Genomic DNA, 15,336 nt, shown 5'->3' on the forward strand with positions numbered 1-15,336 from the left:
CATGACGGCCCTGTCCAGGGAGTCCGCCCTCCCCGCCACCGGGGCGGGGGTCCAGCGCGCGGAGTCGGCGCGCTCGACCCCGTCGGTCCGTCGTCCTCGCGAGGACCGGGTGAAGATCTCCCACCTCCTCTTCGTCCTGCCGGCACTGCTGTTCTTCGCGGTGTTCGCGCTGCTGCCGCTGGTGGGGGTCGTGGCGCTCTCCTTCACCACCTGGAACGGGATCGGCGCCATCCAGTTCACCGGACTGACCAGCTGGATCGAAGCGCTCGGGAGGTCCAGCACCTGGAACGGCCTCGGGCTGGTCCTGCTCATGATCGTCGCGACCTGGCTGCTGCAGACCCCGATGAGCATCCTGCTCGGAGCCTTCCTGGCGGGCCCGCAGCGGTACCGCAACGTGCTCGCGATCCTGTACTTCCTGCCGCTGCTGCTCTCCTCCGCGGCGATCGCGATCACCTTCAAGTCGCTGCTGGACCCCAACTTCGGCCTCGCCAACGGCCTGGACATGCCGCTGCTCAAGCAGAACTGGCTGGGCGACTCCGTGCTGGTCTGGGTGGTGCTGCTGTTCATCATCGCGTGGCAGTTCATCCCCTTCCACACCCTCATCTACCAGGGCGCGGTGCGGCAGATCCCCCGCTCGATGTACGAAGCGGCGGAGATCGACGGGGCGGGCCGCGTGCGGCAGTTCTTCTCGATCACCCTGCCCCAGCTGAAATACACCCTGATCACCAGCTCGACCCTGATGGTGGTGGGCGCCCTGACCTACTTCGACATCATCTTCGTGCTCACCCAGGGCGGCCCGGGCGCCGCCACCCGGATCCTGCCCTTGGACATGTACCTCACCGGCTTCCGCGGCAACGAGATGGGCGTCGCGAGCGCTCTGGCCGTGATGCTCGTGGTGCTCGGGCTGGGTCTCGCCCTCGGCGTGCAGCGCCTCGGCGGCAAGGACTCCGCCGCCAGTCAGATGGAAGGAGCCTGACATGAAGCGCAACTGGATAGGTGGGGCCTTCGGCTGGCTGTGGCTCGCCGTCGTGCTGCTCCCGATCTACTTCGTGCTGATCACCAGCCTCAAGTCGATCTCGACCTACTTCGGCTCCAACCCGGTGCTGCCCTCGCTGCCGCTGGCGTTCGAGAACGTCACCGCGGTCCTCGAGGCAGACTTCACCCAGTACCTGCTCAACAGCGTGCTGGTCGCCGTGGGCACCGTGATCCCCCTGGTCCTGATGGCCTTCATGGCCAGCTACTCCCTCGTGCGCGGGACCCGCCGGGTGTTCAGCCCGATGCGGAGTCTGTTCCTGCTGGGACTGGCGATCCCCGTGCAGGCCACCATCGTGCCGATCTACCTGATGATCATCTCGATGCGGATGTACGACTCCCTGGCCGCGCTGATGATCCCGGCGATCGCCTTCGGTCTGCCGCTGAGCATCCTGATCATCTCGAACTCCCTGCGGGATGTGCCCAAGGAGCTCTTCGAGGCGATGGACGTCGACGGCTCCACCGAGTGGCAGAAGATGTGGCGCCTCGCCTTCCCGATCGTGCGCCCGGCGCTCGTGACGGTCGCGGTGTACCAGGCGCTGATGTCCTGGAACGGCTTTCTGTTCCCGCTGATCCTCACTCAGAGCCCGGACAAGCGCACCCTGCCGCTGGCACTGTGGAGCTTCCAGGGCGAGTACGCCACCAACGTCCCGGTCGTGATGGCCGCCGTGGTGCTGTCCTCGATCCCGATCGTGATCCTGTACGCCTTCGGCCGCCGCTACCTGGTCAGCGGCATGACCGCCGGCTCCGGCAAGTGACCCCCGACCCCGCTCGCGAACTGCAAGGAGACGTCCCCGTCGTGACCTCGACGCCTGCCCGCTCGACCCCCCTGAACGTCGGCCTGATCGGCTACGGCTTCATGGGCGCCGCCCACTCCCACGCCTGGCGCACCGCGCACCGCTTCTTCGACCTGCCCGCCACCCCGGTGCTGCACACCATCGCGGGCCGCACCGCCTCCGCGGTCGCCGATGCCGCCGAGCGGTACGGCTTCGCCCGGCACACCACGCGCTGGCAGGACCTGATCGAGGACCCCGAGATCCATGTCATCGACATCTGCACCCCGGGCGACACCCACCACGAGATCGCGCTCGCGGCGCTCGCGGCGGGCAAGCACGTGCTGTGCGAGAAGCCGCTGGCGAACTCGGTCGCGGAGTCCGAGGAGATGGCGGCTGCGGCGGCCGACGCCGCAGCCCGAGGGATCCGCTCGATCTGCGGCTTCTCCTACCGCCGCACCCCCGCCCTCGCCTACGCCCGCCAGCTGGTCAAGGAGGGCTTCGTCGGCGACATCCGGCAGGTCCGCGCCCAGTACCTGCAGGACTGGCTCTCCGACGCCGACGCCCCGATGACCTGGCGGCTCGACAAGGACAAGGCCGGCTCCGGGGCGCTCGGCGACATCGGCGCGCACGTCATCGACCTGACCCAGTGGATCACCGGCACCCAGATCGAGCAGGTCTCCGGCACCCTCGCCACCGTCGTCCCCACCCGTCCCGCGGCCGGGACCGCGCAGGGCCTCGGCGGGAAGGGCGATGCCTCCGGCGAGCGGGGCAGGGTCACGGTCGACGACGTCGCCCTGTTCTCCGCCCGCTTCTCGGGCGGCGTGCTCGGCGCCTTCGAGGCGACCCGCATGGCGCAGGGGCGCAAGAACGCCATGCGCGTGGAGATCAACGGCGCGAACGGGTCAGTCGCCTTCGACTTCGAGCGGATGAACGAGCTGGAGATCTACGACGCCACCGCCCCGGCCGGCCGCCAGGGCTTCACCCGCGTGCTCACCACCGAGCCGGAGCACCCCTACGCCGCGGCCTGGTGGCCCACCGGCCACGGCCTCGGCTACGAGCACACCTTCACCCACGAGATCGCCGACCTGGTCCGCGCGATCGGCGAGGGCACCGACCCCTCGCCGTCCTTCGCCGAGGCGCTGCACGTCCAGCGCGTCCTCGCCGCCGTCGAGGCGAGCGACGCCGACGGCTCGCGCTGGACCCCCGTCGGCCCCCAGCACCCCACCACCGAGGAGACCACCGCATGAGCACCGCCCCCACCCGAGTCGCCCTCGTCGTCCGCGGCGGCTGGGACGGCCACCAGCCCGTCGAGGCGACCGACATGTTCCTCCCCTTCCTCGAGGAGAACGGCTTCAGCGTCCGCATCGAGGAGTCCCCCGCGATCTACGCCGACGCCGAGCACATGGCCACGGTCGACCTGATCGTCCAGTGCAACACCATGAACACCATCGAGCGGCCCCAGTTCGAGGGGCTGCGCGCCGCGATCGAGGCCGGCACCGGCATGGCCGGATGGCACGGCGGGATCGCCGACAGCTACCGCAACGAGTCCGACTACCTCACCCTCATCGGCGGACAGTTCGGCTGCCACCCCGGCAAGCACCCCGACGAGCGCAAGGGCGAGCAGGCCGACAACTACGTCCCCTACACCGTGAACATGCTCCCGGAGGCCGCGGACCACCCGATCACCGCCGGGATCAGCGACTTCGACCTGGTCACCGAGCAGTACTGGGTGCTGGCCGACGACTACTGCGACGTGCTCGCCACCACCACGCAGAAGGTGCGCGACTGGGACCCGTGGCACCGCGAGATCACCTCCCCGGCGCTGTGGACGCGGCTGTGGGGCAAGGGCCGGATCTTCGTGACCACGCCCGGGCACCGCGTCGAGGTGCTCGAGGATCCGAACGTCCGCACCATCGTCGAGCGCGGCCTGCTCTGGGCCGCGCGCGGCAGCGAGATGCCCTACGGCGACCACGGCAGGACCCGTGCGAAGGAGGCGACCCGATGAAGGTCGGCATGATCGGCTGCGGGGTCATCTCGCGCCAGTACCTGGAGAGCTTCGACCGTCTGCCCGACGTGCAGCTGGTCGCCGTCGCGGACCTCGACCGCGCCCGCGCGGAGGCCGCGGCCGAGGGACGCGAGGGGGTGCGGGTGCTGAGCGTCGACGAGCTGATCGCCGACGCCGAGGTGGACACCGTCCTGAACCTCACGATCCCCGCCGCGCACGCCGAGGTGGACCTGCGCGCGATCGCCGCAGGCAAGAACGTCTACTCGGAGAAGCCCTTCGCCGTCACCACCGAGGAGGGCGCCCGCGTGCTCGCCGCGGCCGCCGAGGCGGGGGTGCTCACCGGCTCCGCCCCGGACACCGTGCTCGGCACCGGCACGCAGACCGCCCGCGCGGTGATCGACGACGGCGTGATCGGCACCCCGATCGCGGCGACCGCCACCATGGTCACCCCTGGGCATGAGCGCTGGCACCCGCAGCCGGACTTCTACTACGTCCCCGGCGGCGGCCCGCTGCTGGACATGGGCCCCTACTACATCCACGCCCTGGTCACGCTGCTGGGCCCGGTCGAGGCCGTGATCGGTGCGACGAGCCGGCTGCGCACCGAGCGCACCATCGGCTCCGGCCCCCGCGAGGGCGAGACCATCCCCGTCACCACGGACACGCACGTCACCGGGGTGCTGGTGCACGAGTCCGGGGTGCTGTCCACGCTCGTGATCAGCTTCGACGCGGTCGCGACCGCCGCCCACCCGATCGAGATCCACGGCACCGCCGGGTCCCTCGCCGTCCCGGATCCGAACCGCTTCGACGGGGACGTGCGCCTGCACCCGCTCGGCGGCGAGGGCTGGGAGACCCTGCCCGTGACCGGCGGGTTCGAGCAGGCCGGGCGCGGGATCGGGCTGCAGGACATGGCCGTGCGCGGCGCGGACCTGCGGGCCTCCGGCGAGCTCGGCCAGCACGTGCTCGAGGTGATGAACGGGGTGCTCGAGGCCGCTCACGGCGGGGCGCGCGTAGAGATCGCGAGCACCGTCGAGCGTCCGGCGGCGGTGCCGCTGACCGCGGCCGACGGCGCGGTGGTCGCCGGCTGACGACGGGGCCGCTCACCCGAAGGACAGCGGCAGCATCTCCCCGCGCGGGCCGAGCTCTGAGAGCTCGGCCCGCTGCGCGTCGGTGAGCGTCTCGCGCCCAGTCGCGAGGCGCAGCGCGTCGGCGTCGGCCCATCCCGCAGGCAGGCGCAGCCGCAGTCGGCGCTCGACCATGTCGCGGGCCTCGGCGAGGCCCTCGACGGGAGGAGGGGCGGGGGCGTCCTCGGGGTCGAGGTGGGCGACGAGGTCGAGATGATGCAGCGTCCACTCGAGCACATAGGCGTGCAGAAAGTCCCGCACGGTCAGGCTCATGCCCTGGGTGGCGACGGGCAGGTCCGGCTCGGCGAGCAGCGCGGCGCGCTCGGCGGCGCCGCCGAGGTCCTCGAGGTGGCCCTTCAGCAGGTCCGGGTCCTGGTAGGCGGCGGCGAGGCGCACGGTGAGGGCGTCGTGCGGGTCGGTGCGGTCGGGCGGGGTGGGCGTCGGGGTCCAGTAGCTCAGCGCGTCCGCCGTCGGGGCGTCCTCGGCGGGGGTAGCCAGCGTGGTCAGCACGTCCTGCGCGGCGATCACGAGATGAGAGGCGAGGTCGCGCACCAGCCAGCCACGGCATCCCGAGGGAAGATCGAAGGCGCCCGCCGGCAGGTCGCCGACCGCGCGACGCAGCGCGGACCAGGTCGTGGTGAACAGCTCCATGGGCGAACGCTATGTCACACGTTCCAGATGACCGGGACCAGCAGGATCTTCACCACCATCGCGAAGGCGAAGAGGGTGGCGTAGGCGGTCTCGATCCGTTCGTCGGCCTTCCGGGAGTTCGCGGCGTCCAGCACCGCGGGCTGGCCGAGGAAGCCGGCGACCGCGCCGGCGGCGCGGGCGGCGGAGAGGTCCAGCACCCAGCGGGCGGCCAGCAGCAGCACCACGCAGGAGAGCGCGGCGACGACCACGGAGAGCAGCGCGGCGCGCCAGGCCGTCGGCGAGGCGAGCACGGAGGCGACCTCGGGCCCGGCGGTGAGGCCGAGCGCGGCGAGGAACAGCAGCAGCCCGAGCTGGCGCACGGTCGTGTTCGCGCCGCCGGGCAGGGACCAGACGATCGGGCCGGTGCGGCGCAGCGCGCCGAGCGCCATGCCGACGATCAGCGGGCCGGCCGCCGGGCCGAGGGCGAAGGCGCCCCCGCCGGGGAGCGGCACGGTGATCATGCCGAGCGCGACGCCGAGCATGAGCCCGAGGCCCAGGGAGAGCACGTCGAGCTCGCTGGCCTTGCGGTCCGAGTCGCCGAGGAAGCGGTGCACGGCGTCGAGCTCGCCGCGGTCCACGACCACGGCAATGCGGTCCCCCGGCTCGAGGATCAGGTCGTCGCGAGCGACCAGCTCGAGGTCGCCGCGCCGCACCCGGGTGACCACGGCGCCGAAGCGGACGGGCAGGTTCAGCTCGGCGATGGAGCGGGAGGCGAGATCCGGGTTCGAGACGGTCATGCGCGTGAACTCGACCAGGGAGCGGTCGTGGGCGATGTGCCGGTCCGAGCGCTCGCCGAGCTCGGCGACGACCTCCTCGACCACCTCGGGCATCCCGACGGCGACCACCTCGTCCCCGGCCAGCAGGTCCTCGCCGGGCACGATCACGCGCACCTTCCCGTCGCGGCGCAGGTAGGAGAAGCGGACCCGCTGCTCGTACCACTGCGGCACGTCGCGCAGGTTCACGTCGCGGTGGACGCGCACGGTGGTGGAGGTGAGGCTGGTCCCGGCGAGCGCGGGGGTGTCGCGCCTACCCGGCCAGGCGCGGCCCACGACCACGGAGACCATCGCGATCCCGACGATCACGCCGATCGGGTAGCCGAAGGAGTAGCCGACGGACGGGCCCGTCGTGCCGGTCAGGCGTGAGGCGGCGTCGAGCGCGGGCGCGGCGGTGAGCGCGCCGGTGAACAGGCCCAGTCCCAGGTCCTTCTCGATCCCGAGCACGCTGCCGAGCAGGATCGTCGCGATCGCGGCGACGACGGTGGCGACGGTCGCGGCCCCGAGCAGCGGCAGCTGCTTGTTCAGGGTGGCGAAGAAGGTGGCGCCGGCGGAGATGCCGACGGTGTAGACGAACAGCGCGAGCCCGAGGGTCTGCACGATCTGCATGCCGTCGCCGAGCTGCGGGGCGAGCGCGGACAGTGCCAGGCCCGTGAACAGGGCGCCCGCGGCACCGAAGCGCATCCGGCCGAACGGGATCGCGCCGAGCACGGCCCCGGTCGCGACGACCAGGAACAGCGTGAGCAGGGGGCTGTTCGCGAGGGCGTCGATCACGGGGGTCCTTCCCGGGCCCGCCGTCGAGCGGGACGGGCGCGCTCGTGCACGGGCACCGCAGTGTGGGGTTCAGGTCCACGATAGGCCCGTCGGCCGTGCCCGGCGAGCCGGGGTTGTCCGAGGTCACGCCGGAGGGGAGGTTCGACGGAGGTCGCGGCCCGCGCGGCCGGCGCCGCCCCGCGCGCCTGGCAACCCCCGGCACTCCGCGCCATCGCACCTCGTGATGCACGACACTGATGGCGACCACGACCGGGCCCCAGCCCGCACTCTCGACCGAAAGGACTGTCGATGGCCGTCTCCGAAGGCGCGAACTACGCCCCCGCCGCGATGCCGAAGCCGGTGGTCGAGCCCGGCGAGTTCGTGTTCGCCGCGATGCATCTCGACCACGGCCACATCGGCGGCATGACCCAGGGCCTGCTCGGCGCGGGCGGCACGCTGAAGTGGGTGTACGACCCGCAGCCCGAGCGCGCCGCCGCGTTCAAGGAGCAGTTCCCCGAGGTCACCATCGCCTCGAGCGAGGAGGAGGTGCTCGCCGATCCGGAGGTGCATCTGGTCGCCGCGGCGGCCGTCCCCGTGGACCGGGCCCCGCTCGGCATCCGCGTGATGGAGGCCGGCAAGGACTACTTCACGGACAAGACCCCGCTGATCTCCCTCGAGCAGCTCGCCGAGGCGAAGGCGGCCGTCGCGCGGACCGGGAAGAAGTACATGGTCTACTACTCCGAGCGCATCCACGTGGAGGCCGCGGTGCTCGCCACCCAGCTCATCCAGAAGGGTGCGATCGGCAAGGTCCTGCAGGTCACCGGCATGGGCCCGCACCGCTTGGGCGATCCCTCGACCCGTCCCGACTGGTTCTTCGAGCGGGCCCGCTACGGCGGCATCCTCACCGACATCGGCTCGCACAACTTCGAGCAGATGCTCACCTTCACCGGCTCCGAGGACGCGGAGATCCTCTCCTCCTCGATCGGCAATTTCGGCCACCCCGAGCATCCCGAGCTCGACGACTTCGGCGACGCGCACGTCGCGCTGTCCTCCGGGGCCACGGGCTTCGTCCGCGTGGACTGGTTCACCCCGTCGGGCCTGCGCACCTGGGGCGACGGCCGCACCTTCGTGGTCGGCACCGAGGGCTACCTCGAGCTGCGCAAGTACGTCGACGTCACCACCGACAACGGCCCCAACCAGGTCATCCTGGTGGACTCCGAGGGCGAGCACCGCCTCGAGGCCGACGGGAACGTCGGCTACCCCTTCTTCGGCGAGCTGGTGCTCGACGTGCTACACCGCACCGAGAACGCGATGACCCAGGAGCACGCCTTCAAGGCCGTCGAGCTGGCGCTGAAGGCGCAGGAGGCGGCGAAGGAGCTCACCGGCCGCTGAGCCCGACGTCTCGTCGAGTCCGACACGAGGGGCCTGATGCGCACACGCGCGTCGGGCCCCTCCGTCATGCTCGGGGTGCTCACGCCGCTCTGACCAGCACGCTCTCGCACAGCGCCTGCACGCAGTCGGCGAGGCGGAAGCCCTCCCCGCCCGTGGTGGCGGCGATCCGTTCGGGGTCTTGGCCGTCTGGCGTGCCGGGAGCTCTGCCAGCCGTCGTGGAGTGATCCTCGCCGACCGGACCGTCACCCTCGGCTTCGTCAGCCGCCGCCGCTCCGGCTCCTCCCTCGGTGCAGGGTGCCGTGTCGTCCGTCGGCACATCCGGGCGGAGGATCAGCCGCTCGAGCATCGCGGGCCATCGTGCCTGGACCGGGCGGCCGGCCTCGTCGAGCACCTGGAAGCGCGGCGTCCAGGCCGACGGGGCCGCCGTTGCGCCCGTCGACGCGGCCGCCGATGAGACTGCTGACGGAGCGAGCTCCCGGGACGCTGCCGGCTGAGCCCTGCTGCCCGAGGACGCGGACCGGCTATGGACCAGCCGCAGCCCGCCCTCGTGGACCATCACGTGGTGGCGCCGACACAGCAGCGCGAGCTCGTCAAGATCCGTCGACCCCCCCTTCTGACCAGGGCGTGAGGTGGTGGGCGTCCAGGTGCTTGCTCTGGTGGCAGCCGGGGAACACGCAGGTCCCGTCGCGGAGCCGAAGGGCGCGACGCTGGGCCCGGGAGGCGAGGCGCCGGGCGCGTCCGAGGTGGAGGATCTCCCCGTGGACGTCGGAGATGGCGAGCGAGACCTTCCCGGTGCAGGCGAGTCGCTCGGCGGTGCGGGGCTCGAGGGGCCCGCCGCCGACGACGCCGCAGCGCGGAAGCGTTCCCGCGGGAACGTCCTCGACGAGCGACTCGGCGCTGACCTGCACGACCACGAGGTGGCGGTCCTCGCCGGAGCGGTCGTCGGGCTCGGCGTCGAGATAGGTGCGGGCGATGTCGTGGAGGGCATCGGCCCGACGCTGTTCGAGAGTCGCCTCAGCGGTGATCTCGGCGCAGCGCTCGGCGATCGCGTCGGGAGCCTCTTGGCCGACGGGGCCACGCCCAGTAACGGCGGCAGTTAAGGCGGGTCCGGACTCGGCGGGTCCGGCGGTGCCGCGAGCCTCGGCGAAGGCGCCTCGGTCCGCCGCGCGCGACGACGATGCGGAGCGAGTGGCCGCCTCGATGCTCGCGACCGGTTCCGTGCTCGACGGCGGGGCCGTGCCGTCGCGGTCCAGCGCCAGTTCGAGGGCGGAAAGGAGCTCGGCGCCGGTCTCCGCGGGCAGCACCGCGCGGATCTCGACCATGCCGTCCTCCCGCACATGCCAGCGCGCCTCGCGGCGCGAGTCCTGGTCGAGCCGGGAGCCGTCGACCGCCCGGAACGAGGAGACCGTGCGCGCGAGCTGGGAGGCGGTCATCGCGCGGGCCATCTCGACCAGGACCTCCTCCTCGACGCGATCCGCGACGCGGGTGATCTCCCGGACCTTGGAGAAGGAGAGCCGCCCGGCGCGGAACTCGGCGACGGTCAGCGGCAGCTCGGGCAGTGCGCGGGCGACGCGGAGGTGCTCCCGGGCGGTGCCGGCGGCCATCGAGCAGGCCCAGCCGAGCCAGTGCGCGGTCGACTTCAGCCCCTCGTAGAACCGCACTCCCTCGCGCGCGTCGAACTCCGCGAGCATCAGCAGGAACTCGCACGTGGCCTGGGCGATCACCGCGGCCTGGCTCTGGATCCGTCGGCCGAGCCGCTCGGCGCCGTCACGGTCGAGCCGCGCGGGCGGAGCGGAGCCGGACGGGGGCGGGTCGATGTCGGGGCTGGGCGGTGGTGGGGCGATGAGGGTCATGACGTCCTCCGACCGGGTGACGGGAGTGCGGCTCCCCAGTCCAGCCGAGACCGCCGCGGAATGCACCCTCAGCTGCACGGATGTGGATCGGTACGCGGTGTGGAGGAACGGTCGCGCAGGCGCGGAGGGGGCCGACGGGGCGAAGAGGTCGGGAGGGTGCGGGGTGAGGGACGACGAGATGACGTGGGAGCACGAGGCGGCGGAACGCGACGCCCTCTTGTCATAGTTAGCAATGCGAACTACTATCGGTCGCCGTGACCAGAACACCGCCGCCCCACCAGGACCCGTCGGCCGCCGACCCCGCCCTCGCCGAGCTCCCTCAGCACCTCGCGCTCGTGTGCAGCCAGTTCGCCCGGCTCGCCGCGCGGCGCTCTGACGTCGGCGTCGGCACGGTGTCCTGGCGGGTGGTGGCGACGATCGAGCGTCTCGGGCCGCTGCGCCTGAGCGAGATCGCCGAGCGCGAGCGGGTCTCCCGCCCGACGGCCACCACTGTGATCAAGCGGCTCGAGGAGGAGGGGCTGGTGCGCCGCGAGGCGGACCCGACCGACTCCCGCTCCTCGCTGGTCAGCACCACCGAGGCCGGCTCCGCGCAGCTGGCCGCCTGGCGCGGGCAGCTCGCCACCGGCGTCGGCTCCCTCCTCGAGCCCCTGGCGACCGAGGATCTCGCGACCCTGGCCCGCGCCTCCGAGATCCTCGCGGACCTCCTCGAGTCCCACGACCGCTGACCCGTCGGCGACGCCCCTCGGGCGGACCGGCCGCGTCACCGACCATCCCTCCTCTCCCCGGAAGAAGCACCGCATGACCTCGACGGACACCGATCCCTCGACATCCCCCTCCACGGGCGCAAGCTCCTCCGCGCCCACCCTGCGCGACGCCTTCCACCAGCCGCGCGCGGTGTGGGCGATCGCCTTCGCCGCGACCGTGTCCTTCATGGGCATCGGCCTGGTGGACCCGATCCTCCCCGCGATCAGCACGCAGCTGGACGCCTCCCCCTCGCAGGCGATGCTGCTGTTCACCAGCTATCTCTTCATCACCGCGATCGCCATGTTCTTCACCAGCTGGTTCGCCTCCGCCGTCGGTGTGAAGCGCACGCTGATGATCGGCCTCGTGCTCGTGGTGCTCTTCGCGGCGCTCGCCGCCGGGGCGGGCTCCGTCAACGAGATCATCGGCCTGCGGGCGGGCTGGGGCCTCGGCAACGCCCTGTTCATCTCGACCGCGCTCGCCGCGATCGTCGGCGCGACCGCGGGCCCGAGCGGCGGCGCGATCATCCTCTACGAGACCGCGCTCGGGATCGGCATGGCGCTCGGGCCGCTGCTCGGCGGCCTGCTCGGCTCCGTCTCCTGGCGCGCCCCCTTCGCCGGCACCGCGACACTGATGGGCATCGGCGCGCTTGCGATCGCGGTGCTGCTGCAGCGCGAGGCGAAGCCCGCGCACGTCTCGCCGCTCGCGGCCCTGCGGGCGCTGGGGAATCCGGCGCTGCGCACCCTGGCGCTGACCGCGATCTTCTACAACTTCGGCTTCTTCACACTGCTGGCCTACTCCCCCTTCCCGCTCGAGGCCGCCGCGGCCGCGCACGGCATGGAGTTCGGCGCGATGGGCATCGGCGGGGTGTTCTTCGGCTGGGGCCTCGCGCTCGCGATCACCTCGGTGTTCGCCGCGCCCGTGCTGACGCGCCGCCTGGGCCTGATCCCGACGCTGCTGACCACGCTCGGCCTGCTCACCGTGCTGATGGCGGTGCTCGCCCTGGTGCACACCTCGATGGCCGCGATGATCGTGCTGATCGTGATCGGCGGGCTGCTGCTGGGCATCATGAACACGGCGCTGACCGAGACGGTCATGGAGGCCACCGACCTGCCGCGCGGCGTGGCGAGCTCGGCGTACTCGGGCGTGCGCTTCCTGGGCGGCGCGATCGCGCCGGCCGTGGCGGGCCCCCTCGCGGCGGCGACCACCGCCGGCGCCCCCTACCTGCTCGCGGCGCTCGCCCTCGCGCTCAGCATGGCCATGCTGACGATCGGCCGACGGCACCTCGCCGCGGTCGGCCAGGAGCACCATCTGAGCGCCGCCGAGGAGGCCGAGGCGATCACCGCCGGCGACGAGGTCTGACAGCCGGCGGGCCGACGGGCGGTCGGGCTGGCCGGCGATCGGGTCGGCCGACGGGCGATCGGCCGACGGGTGGGGCCCCGGGACGCGAGGAGGCATCCCGGGGCCCTCGTCCATCCGGCAACCTGCGCGAAGGTTCCCGTCGGACGCCCACCTTGCTAAGCTGTTGCGTGTTCCAAAACATGCGTTCTGCTATGCAAAACGCACGACGGGGTGCGATGCTCGAGCAGCTGCCCTCGCCACCCTCGGGGCATCGCATCGCGGCGTCCCCGCGATCTCGCATCGACCAGGAGGTCCCGTGTCCGACGTCGCCCCCGCACCCCGGCTCGACCGCTCCCGCCTCGGCTCCCAGCCGCAGCTCGGGGCCTCCGCCCCGCTGGACCCGGCGCGTGCCGGCATCATCCACCTGGGCCTCGGCGCCTTCCACCGCGCGCACGCCGCTGTGCACACGGCCCGCGCCCTCGCCGCGGAGGAGGGCGACTGGGGCATCATCGGCTTCGCGAACCGCTCGCGCTCGGTGATCGAACCGATGGCCAGGCAGGACGGGATCTACTCCGTCCTCGAGATGTCCGACGCGGGCACCCGCGCGGACCTGGTGGACGTGCACCGCGGGTTCGGCGTGATGACCGAGGAGCCGGACCGGGTGGTGCGCGAGATCGCGGACCCGCAGCGCCGCCTGCTGACCCTCACCGTCTCCGAGGGCGGCTACTACGTCTCCCCGCGCACCGGCCGGCTGGACGCGGACGACCCCGCCCTGCGCGCCGACCTCGAGGGCGCCGGCACGCCGCGCACCGTGATCGGCCTGCTCGCCCGGGGCCTCGCCTCCCGCGCCGAGGGCGGGGAGCCGTTCACCGTGCTGCCCTGCGACAACGTCTCCGCCGCCGGCCGCACCGCACGGCGGATGGTGGAGGAGTTCCTCGAGATCTCGAGCGCCCCCGAGGACGTGCTGCGCTACGTGCGGGAGCACGTCTCCTTCCCCGACGCGATGGTGGACCGGATCGTCCCGGCCACCACCGCGGCGACGAGCGACGAGGTCGCCGCGCTGCTGGGCGTGCGGGACGAGGCCCCGGTGCGCGCCGAGCGGTTCTCGATGTGGGTGGTCGAGGACGACTTCGCCGCGGGACGCCCCGCCTGGGAGCGCGGCGGCGCGATCCTCACGCCCGACGCCTCCGAGGTCGAGCGCTACGAGCAGGTGAAGCTCCGCCTGCTCAACGGCCCCCACTCCCTGATCGCCTATCTCGGGGCGCTCGACGGCCGGGTCATCATCCCCGAGGCCTTCGACCAGGACTGGATCGCGGAGGCGACGATGCGCCTGATCCGCGACGAGATGCTGCCCACCGTCGACCAGCCCGCGGGCTTCGACCCCGACGCCTATCTCGAGGACCTCGCGCACCGCTGGCACAACCACGACCTCGGCCACCGCACCCGCCAGGTGGGGTCCGACGGGTCGATGCGGCTGCCGCAGCGGATCCCCGTCCCGGCCCTGCACCATCTCGAGGCCGGCCGCACGCCCGCGCTGCTCGCCCTCACCGTCGCCGCCTGGTTCGCCTGCGTCGTCCCGCCGCGCGGGTTCGACCCGGGCGAGCAGGCGCGCGCGATGACCGACCCCGCGCAGGCCCGTCTGCAGGAGGTCGCCGCCCAGGCGACCACCCCGGCGGAGCATGCGAGGATCCTGCTCGAGAGCGGCTGCCTCACCGAGGAGCTCGCCGCCCGCGAGGAGTTCACCGACCTGGTCGGCGCACTGCTGACCACCCTCCTCACCTCGGGTCCGCGCGCCGCAGCCGCCGAGGCCCTGGACGCATCCCTGAAGGAGAACCGCTGATGAAGGCCCTGTTCATCCACGCCGCCGAGGACGCCCGCCTCGAGGACGTCCCGACCGTCGAACCCGCGGAGGGCCAGGTGCGGCTGAAGGTCGCCTACGTCGGCATCTGCGGCTCCGACCTGCACTACTACTACAACGGCGCGAACGGCGCCTTTGTCATCACCGAGCCGCTGATCCCGGGCCACGAGCTCTCGGCCGTGGTGGACCTGGACCCCAGCGGCGAGCTCGCCCCGGGCACCCCCGTCACCGTGCACCCCGCCCGCTACGGCACCAGCGCCCGCGGCATCGAGGACCGCCCCCACCTGTGGCCGGGCGGCGACTACCTGGGCAGCGCCTCGGTGACCCCGCACCGTCAGGGCGCCGCCGCCGAATACCTCGTGATCGACCGCGCGAACCTGCGCGTGCTGCCGGAGTCGCTGCCGCTGGAGCGGGGCGCCCTGGCCGAGCCGCTGGCCGTGTCCCTGCACGCGGTCACGATCGCGGGCGACGTGGCGGGCAAGGACTGCCTCGTGCTGGGCGCGGGGCCGATCGGTCTGCTCGCCGTCGCCTCGCTGCTGCACCGCGGCGCCGCCTCCGTGCACGTCACCGACGTGCGTCCCGAGCCGCTCGAGCGCGCCGCCGCCCTCGGCGCGCAGCGCACGATCCTGGTCACCGAGGAGACGCCCGAGGCGAACTCCTACGACGTGGTCCTCGAGTGCTCGGCCGCGCCGGTCTCGCTGTCCTCCGCGGTCAAGGCCGTGCGTCCCGCGGGGATCATCGTGCAGGTCGCGATCCTCCCGGACCAGGACATCCCGGTGAACCTCGCCGCGCTCGTGTCCAAGGAGGTCCAGCTGCGCGGCACCCAGCGCTTCGACGTCGAGATCGACGAGGCGATCACGCTGCTCGAGGGCGATGCGCGCTTCGACGCCGTGGTCACCCAGACGATCCCGCTCGAGAAGGCGGCAGAGGCCTTCGCCACCGCGCGGGACGCCTCCCGCTCCGCCAAGGTGCTGCTGGCCCTCTGAGCCCGTCCGCCGCCC

At 72.6% G+C, this 15,336-nt stretch carries 14 protein-coding genes; 10 read left to right on the top strand and 4 right to left on the bottom strand.

Annotated features, from left to right (window positions below):
* The first annotated feature begins 1 nt into the window (after nt 1).
* Genes RBL05_RS09595 through RBL05_RS09615 form a run of 5 tightly spaced genes read left to right on the top strand, consistent with a single transcriptional unit; the run spans nt 2 to nt 4,898 of the window.
* Nucleotides 2–976 (top strand): sugar ABC transporter permease, encoded by a 975-nt coding sequence (locus RBL05_RS09595; RefSeq protein ID WP_318603613.1) that lies wholly within the window; start codon nt 2–4, stop codon nt 974–976.
* Nucleotide 977: 1 nt separating this feature from the next.
* Entirely contained in the window at nt 978–1,790 is an 813-nt protein-coding gene (locus RBL05_RS09600; RefSeq protein WP_062946687.1) for a carbohydrate ABC transporter permease, read from the top strand.
* Nucleotides 1,791–1,831: 41 nt separating this feature from the next.
* Nucleotides 1,832–3,055, top strand: coding sequence for a Gfo/Idh/MocA family protein (locus RBL05_RS09605; RefSeq protein ID WP_308739695.1), 1,224 nt, complete (start codon nt 1,832–1,834; stop codon nt 3,053–3,055).
* On the top strand, nt 3,052–3,813 hold the full coding sequence (locus RBL05_RS09610) for a ThuA domain-containing protein (protein WP_308739694.1): 762 nt from the start codon (nt 3,052–3,054) through the stop codon (nt 3,811–3,813). The genes RBL05_RS09605 and RBL05_RS09610 overlap by 4 nt, the downstream gene beginning before the upstream one ends.
* Nucleotides 3,810–4,898 (top strand): Gfo/Idh/MocA family protein, encoded by a 1,089-nt coding sequence (locus tag RBL05_RS09615; protein WP_308739693.1) that lies wholly within the window; start codon nt 3,810–3,812, stop codon nt 4,896–4,898. The genes RBL05_RS09610 and RBL05_RS09615 overlap by 4 nt, the downstream gene beginning before the upstream one ends.
* Nucleotides 4,899–4,910: 12 nt before the next feature.
* Here the strand turns inward: RBL05_RS09615 and RBL05_RS09620 are convergent, their stop codons facing one another.
* Nucleotides 4,911–5,585: a maleylpyruvate isomerase N-terminal domain-containing protein gene (locus tag RBL05_RS09620; protein ID WP_308739692.1), complete on the bottom strand. Its 675-nt coding sequence runs from the start codon at nt 5,583–5,585 to the stop codon at nt 4,911–4,913.
* A 14-nt stretch (nt 5,586–5,599) separates the two neighbouring features.
* Entirely contained in the window at nt 5,600–7,171 is a 1,572-nt protein-coding gene (locus RBL05_RS09625; protein ID WP_308739691.1) for an aspartate:alanine exchanger family transporter, read from the bottom strand.
* Between the two features lie 288 nt (nt 7,172–7,459).
* Between RBL05_RS09625 and RBL05_RS09630 the strand changes: the two genes are divergently transcribed.
* On the top strand, nt 7,460–8,542 hold the full coding sequence (locus RBL05_RS09630) for a Gfo/Idh/MocA family protein (protein WP_308739690.1): 1,083 nt from the start codon (nt 7,460–7,462) through the stop codon (nt 8,540–8,542).
* 79 nt (nt 8,543–8,621) lie between these two features.
* On the opposite strand, the gene RBL05_RS09635 is transcribed toward RBL05_RS09630, so the two are convergent.
* A complete protein-coding gene (locus RBL05_RS09635) occupies nt 8,622–8,888 on the bottom strand; it encodes a hypothetical protein (protein ID WP_308739689.1) in 267 nt (88 codons plus the stop codon).
* Between the two features lie 244 nt (nt 8,889–9,132).
* Entirely contained in the window at nt 9,133–10,395 is a 1,263-nt protein-coding gene (locus RBL05_RS09640; protein WP_308739688.1) for a DUF222 domain-containing protein, read from the bottom strand.
* Nucleotides 10,396–10,649: 254 nt separating this feature from the next.
* On the opposite strand from RBL05_RS09640, the gene RBL05_RS09645 reads away from it, so the two are divergent.
* The 4 genes from RBL05_RS09645 to RBL05_RS09660 all read left to right on the top strand — a co-directional run bounded on the left by RBL05_RS09645 (nt 10,650) and on the right by RBL05_RS09660 (nt 15,321).
* A complete protein-coding gene (locus RBL05_RS09645) occupies nt 10,650–11,120 on the top strand; it encodes a MarR family winged helix-turn-helix transcriptional regulator (RefSeq protein WP_308739687.1) in 471 nt (156 codons plus the stop codon).
* Nucleotides 11,121–11,193: 73 nt separating this feature from the next.
* Nucleotides 11,194–12,498: an MFS transporter gene (locus RBL05_RS09650; protein ID WP_308739686.1), complete on the top strand. Its 1,305-nt coding sequence runs from the start codon at nt 11,194–11,196 to the stop codon at nt 12,496–12,498.
* A 295-nt stretch (nt 12,499–12,793) separates the two neighbouring features.
* Complete coding sequence (locus tag RBL05_RS09655) at nt 12,794–14,317, top strand: mannitol dehydrogenase family protein (protein ID WP_308739685.1); 1,524 nt, start codon at nt 12,794–12,796, stop codon at nt 14,315–14,317.
* Nucleotides 14,317–15,321: an L-idonate 5-dehydrogenase gene (locus RBL05_RS09660; protein WP_308739684.1), complete on the top strand. Its 1,005-nt coding sequence runs from the start codon at nt 14,317–14,319 to the stop codon at nt 15,319–15,321. Before RBL05_RS09655 ends, RBL05_RS09660 begins: the two co-directional genes overlap by 1 nt.
* Nucleotides 15,322–15,336 lie beyond the last annotated feature (15 nt).

Origin of the sequence: Brachybacterium sp. GU-2 (assembly GCF_030866705.2) — a bacterium.
GTDB lineage: Bacteria > Actinomycetota > Actinomycetes > Actinomycetales > Dermabacteraceae > Brachybacterium > Brachybacterium conglomeratum.

What these genes read in the sequence shown, in the direction of transcription:
- RBL05_RS09595 (WP_318603613.1), top strand. Translation starts at nt 2, where the DNA reads ATGACGGCCCTGTCCAGGGAGTCCGCCCTCCCCGCCACCGGGGCGGGG.
- RBL05_RS09600 (WP_062946687.1), top strand. Translation starts at nt 978, where the DNA reads ATGAAGCGCAACTGGATAGGTGGGGCCTTCGGCTGGCTGTGGCTCGCC.
- RBL05_RS09610 (WP_308739694.1), top strand. Translation starts at nt 3,052, where the DNA reads ATGAGCACCGCCCCCACCCGAGTCGCCCTCGTCGTCCGCGGCGGCTGG.
- RBL05_RS09615 (WP_308739693.1), top strand. Translation starts at nt 3,810, where the DNA reads ATGAAGGTCGGCATGATCGGCTGCGGGGTCATCTCGCGCCAGTACCTG.
- RBL05_RS09620 (WP_308739692.1), bottom strand. Translation starts at nt 5,585, where the DNA reads ATGGAGCTGTTCACCACGACCTGGTCCGCGCTGCGTCGCGCGGTCGGC.
- RBL05_RS09630 (WP_308739690.1), top strand. Translation starts at nt 7,460, where the DNA reads ATGGCCGTCTCCGAAGGCGCGAACTACGCCCCCGCCGCGATGCCGAAG.
- RBL05_RS09635 (WP_308739689.1), bottom strand. Translation starts at nt 8,888, where the DNA reads ATGCTCGAGCGGCTGATCCTCCGCCCGGATGTGCCGACGGACGACACG.
- RBL05_RS09640 (WP_308739688.1), bottom strand. Translation starts at nt 10,395, where the DNA reads ATGACCCTCATCGCCCCACCACCGCCCAGCCCCGACATCGACCCGCCC.
- RBL05_RS09650 (WP_308739686.1), top strand. Translation starts at nt 11,194, where the DNA reads ATGACCTCGACGGACACCGATCCCTCGACATCCCCCTCCACGGGCGCA.
- RBL05_RS09660 (WP_308739684.1), top strand. Translation starts at nt 14,317, where the DNA reads ATGAAGGCCCTGTTCATCCACGCCGCCGAGGACGCCCGCCTCGAGGAC.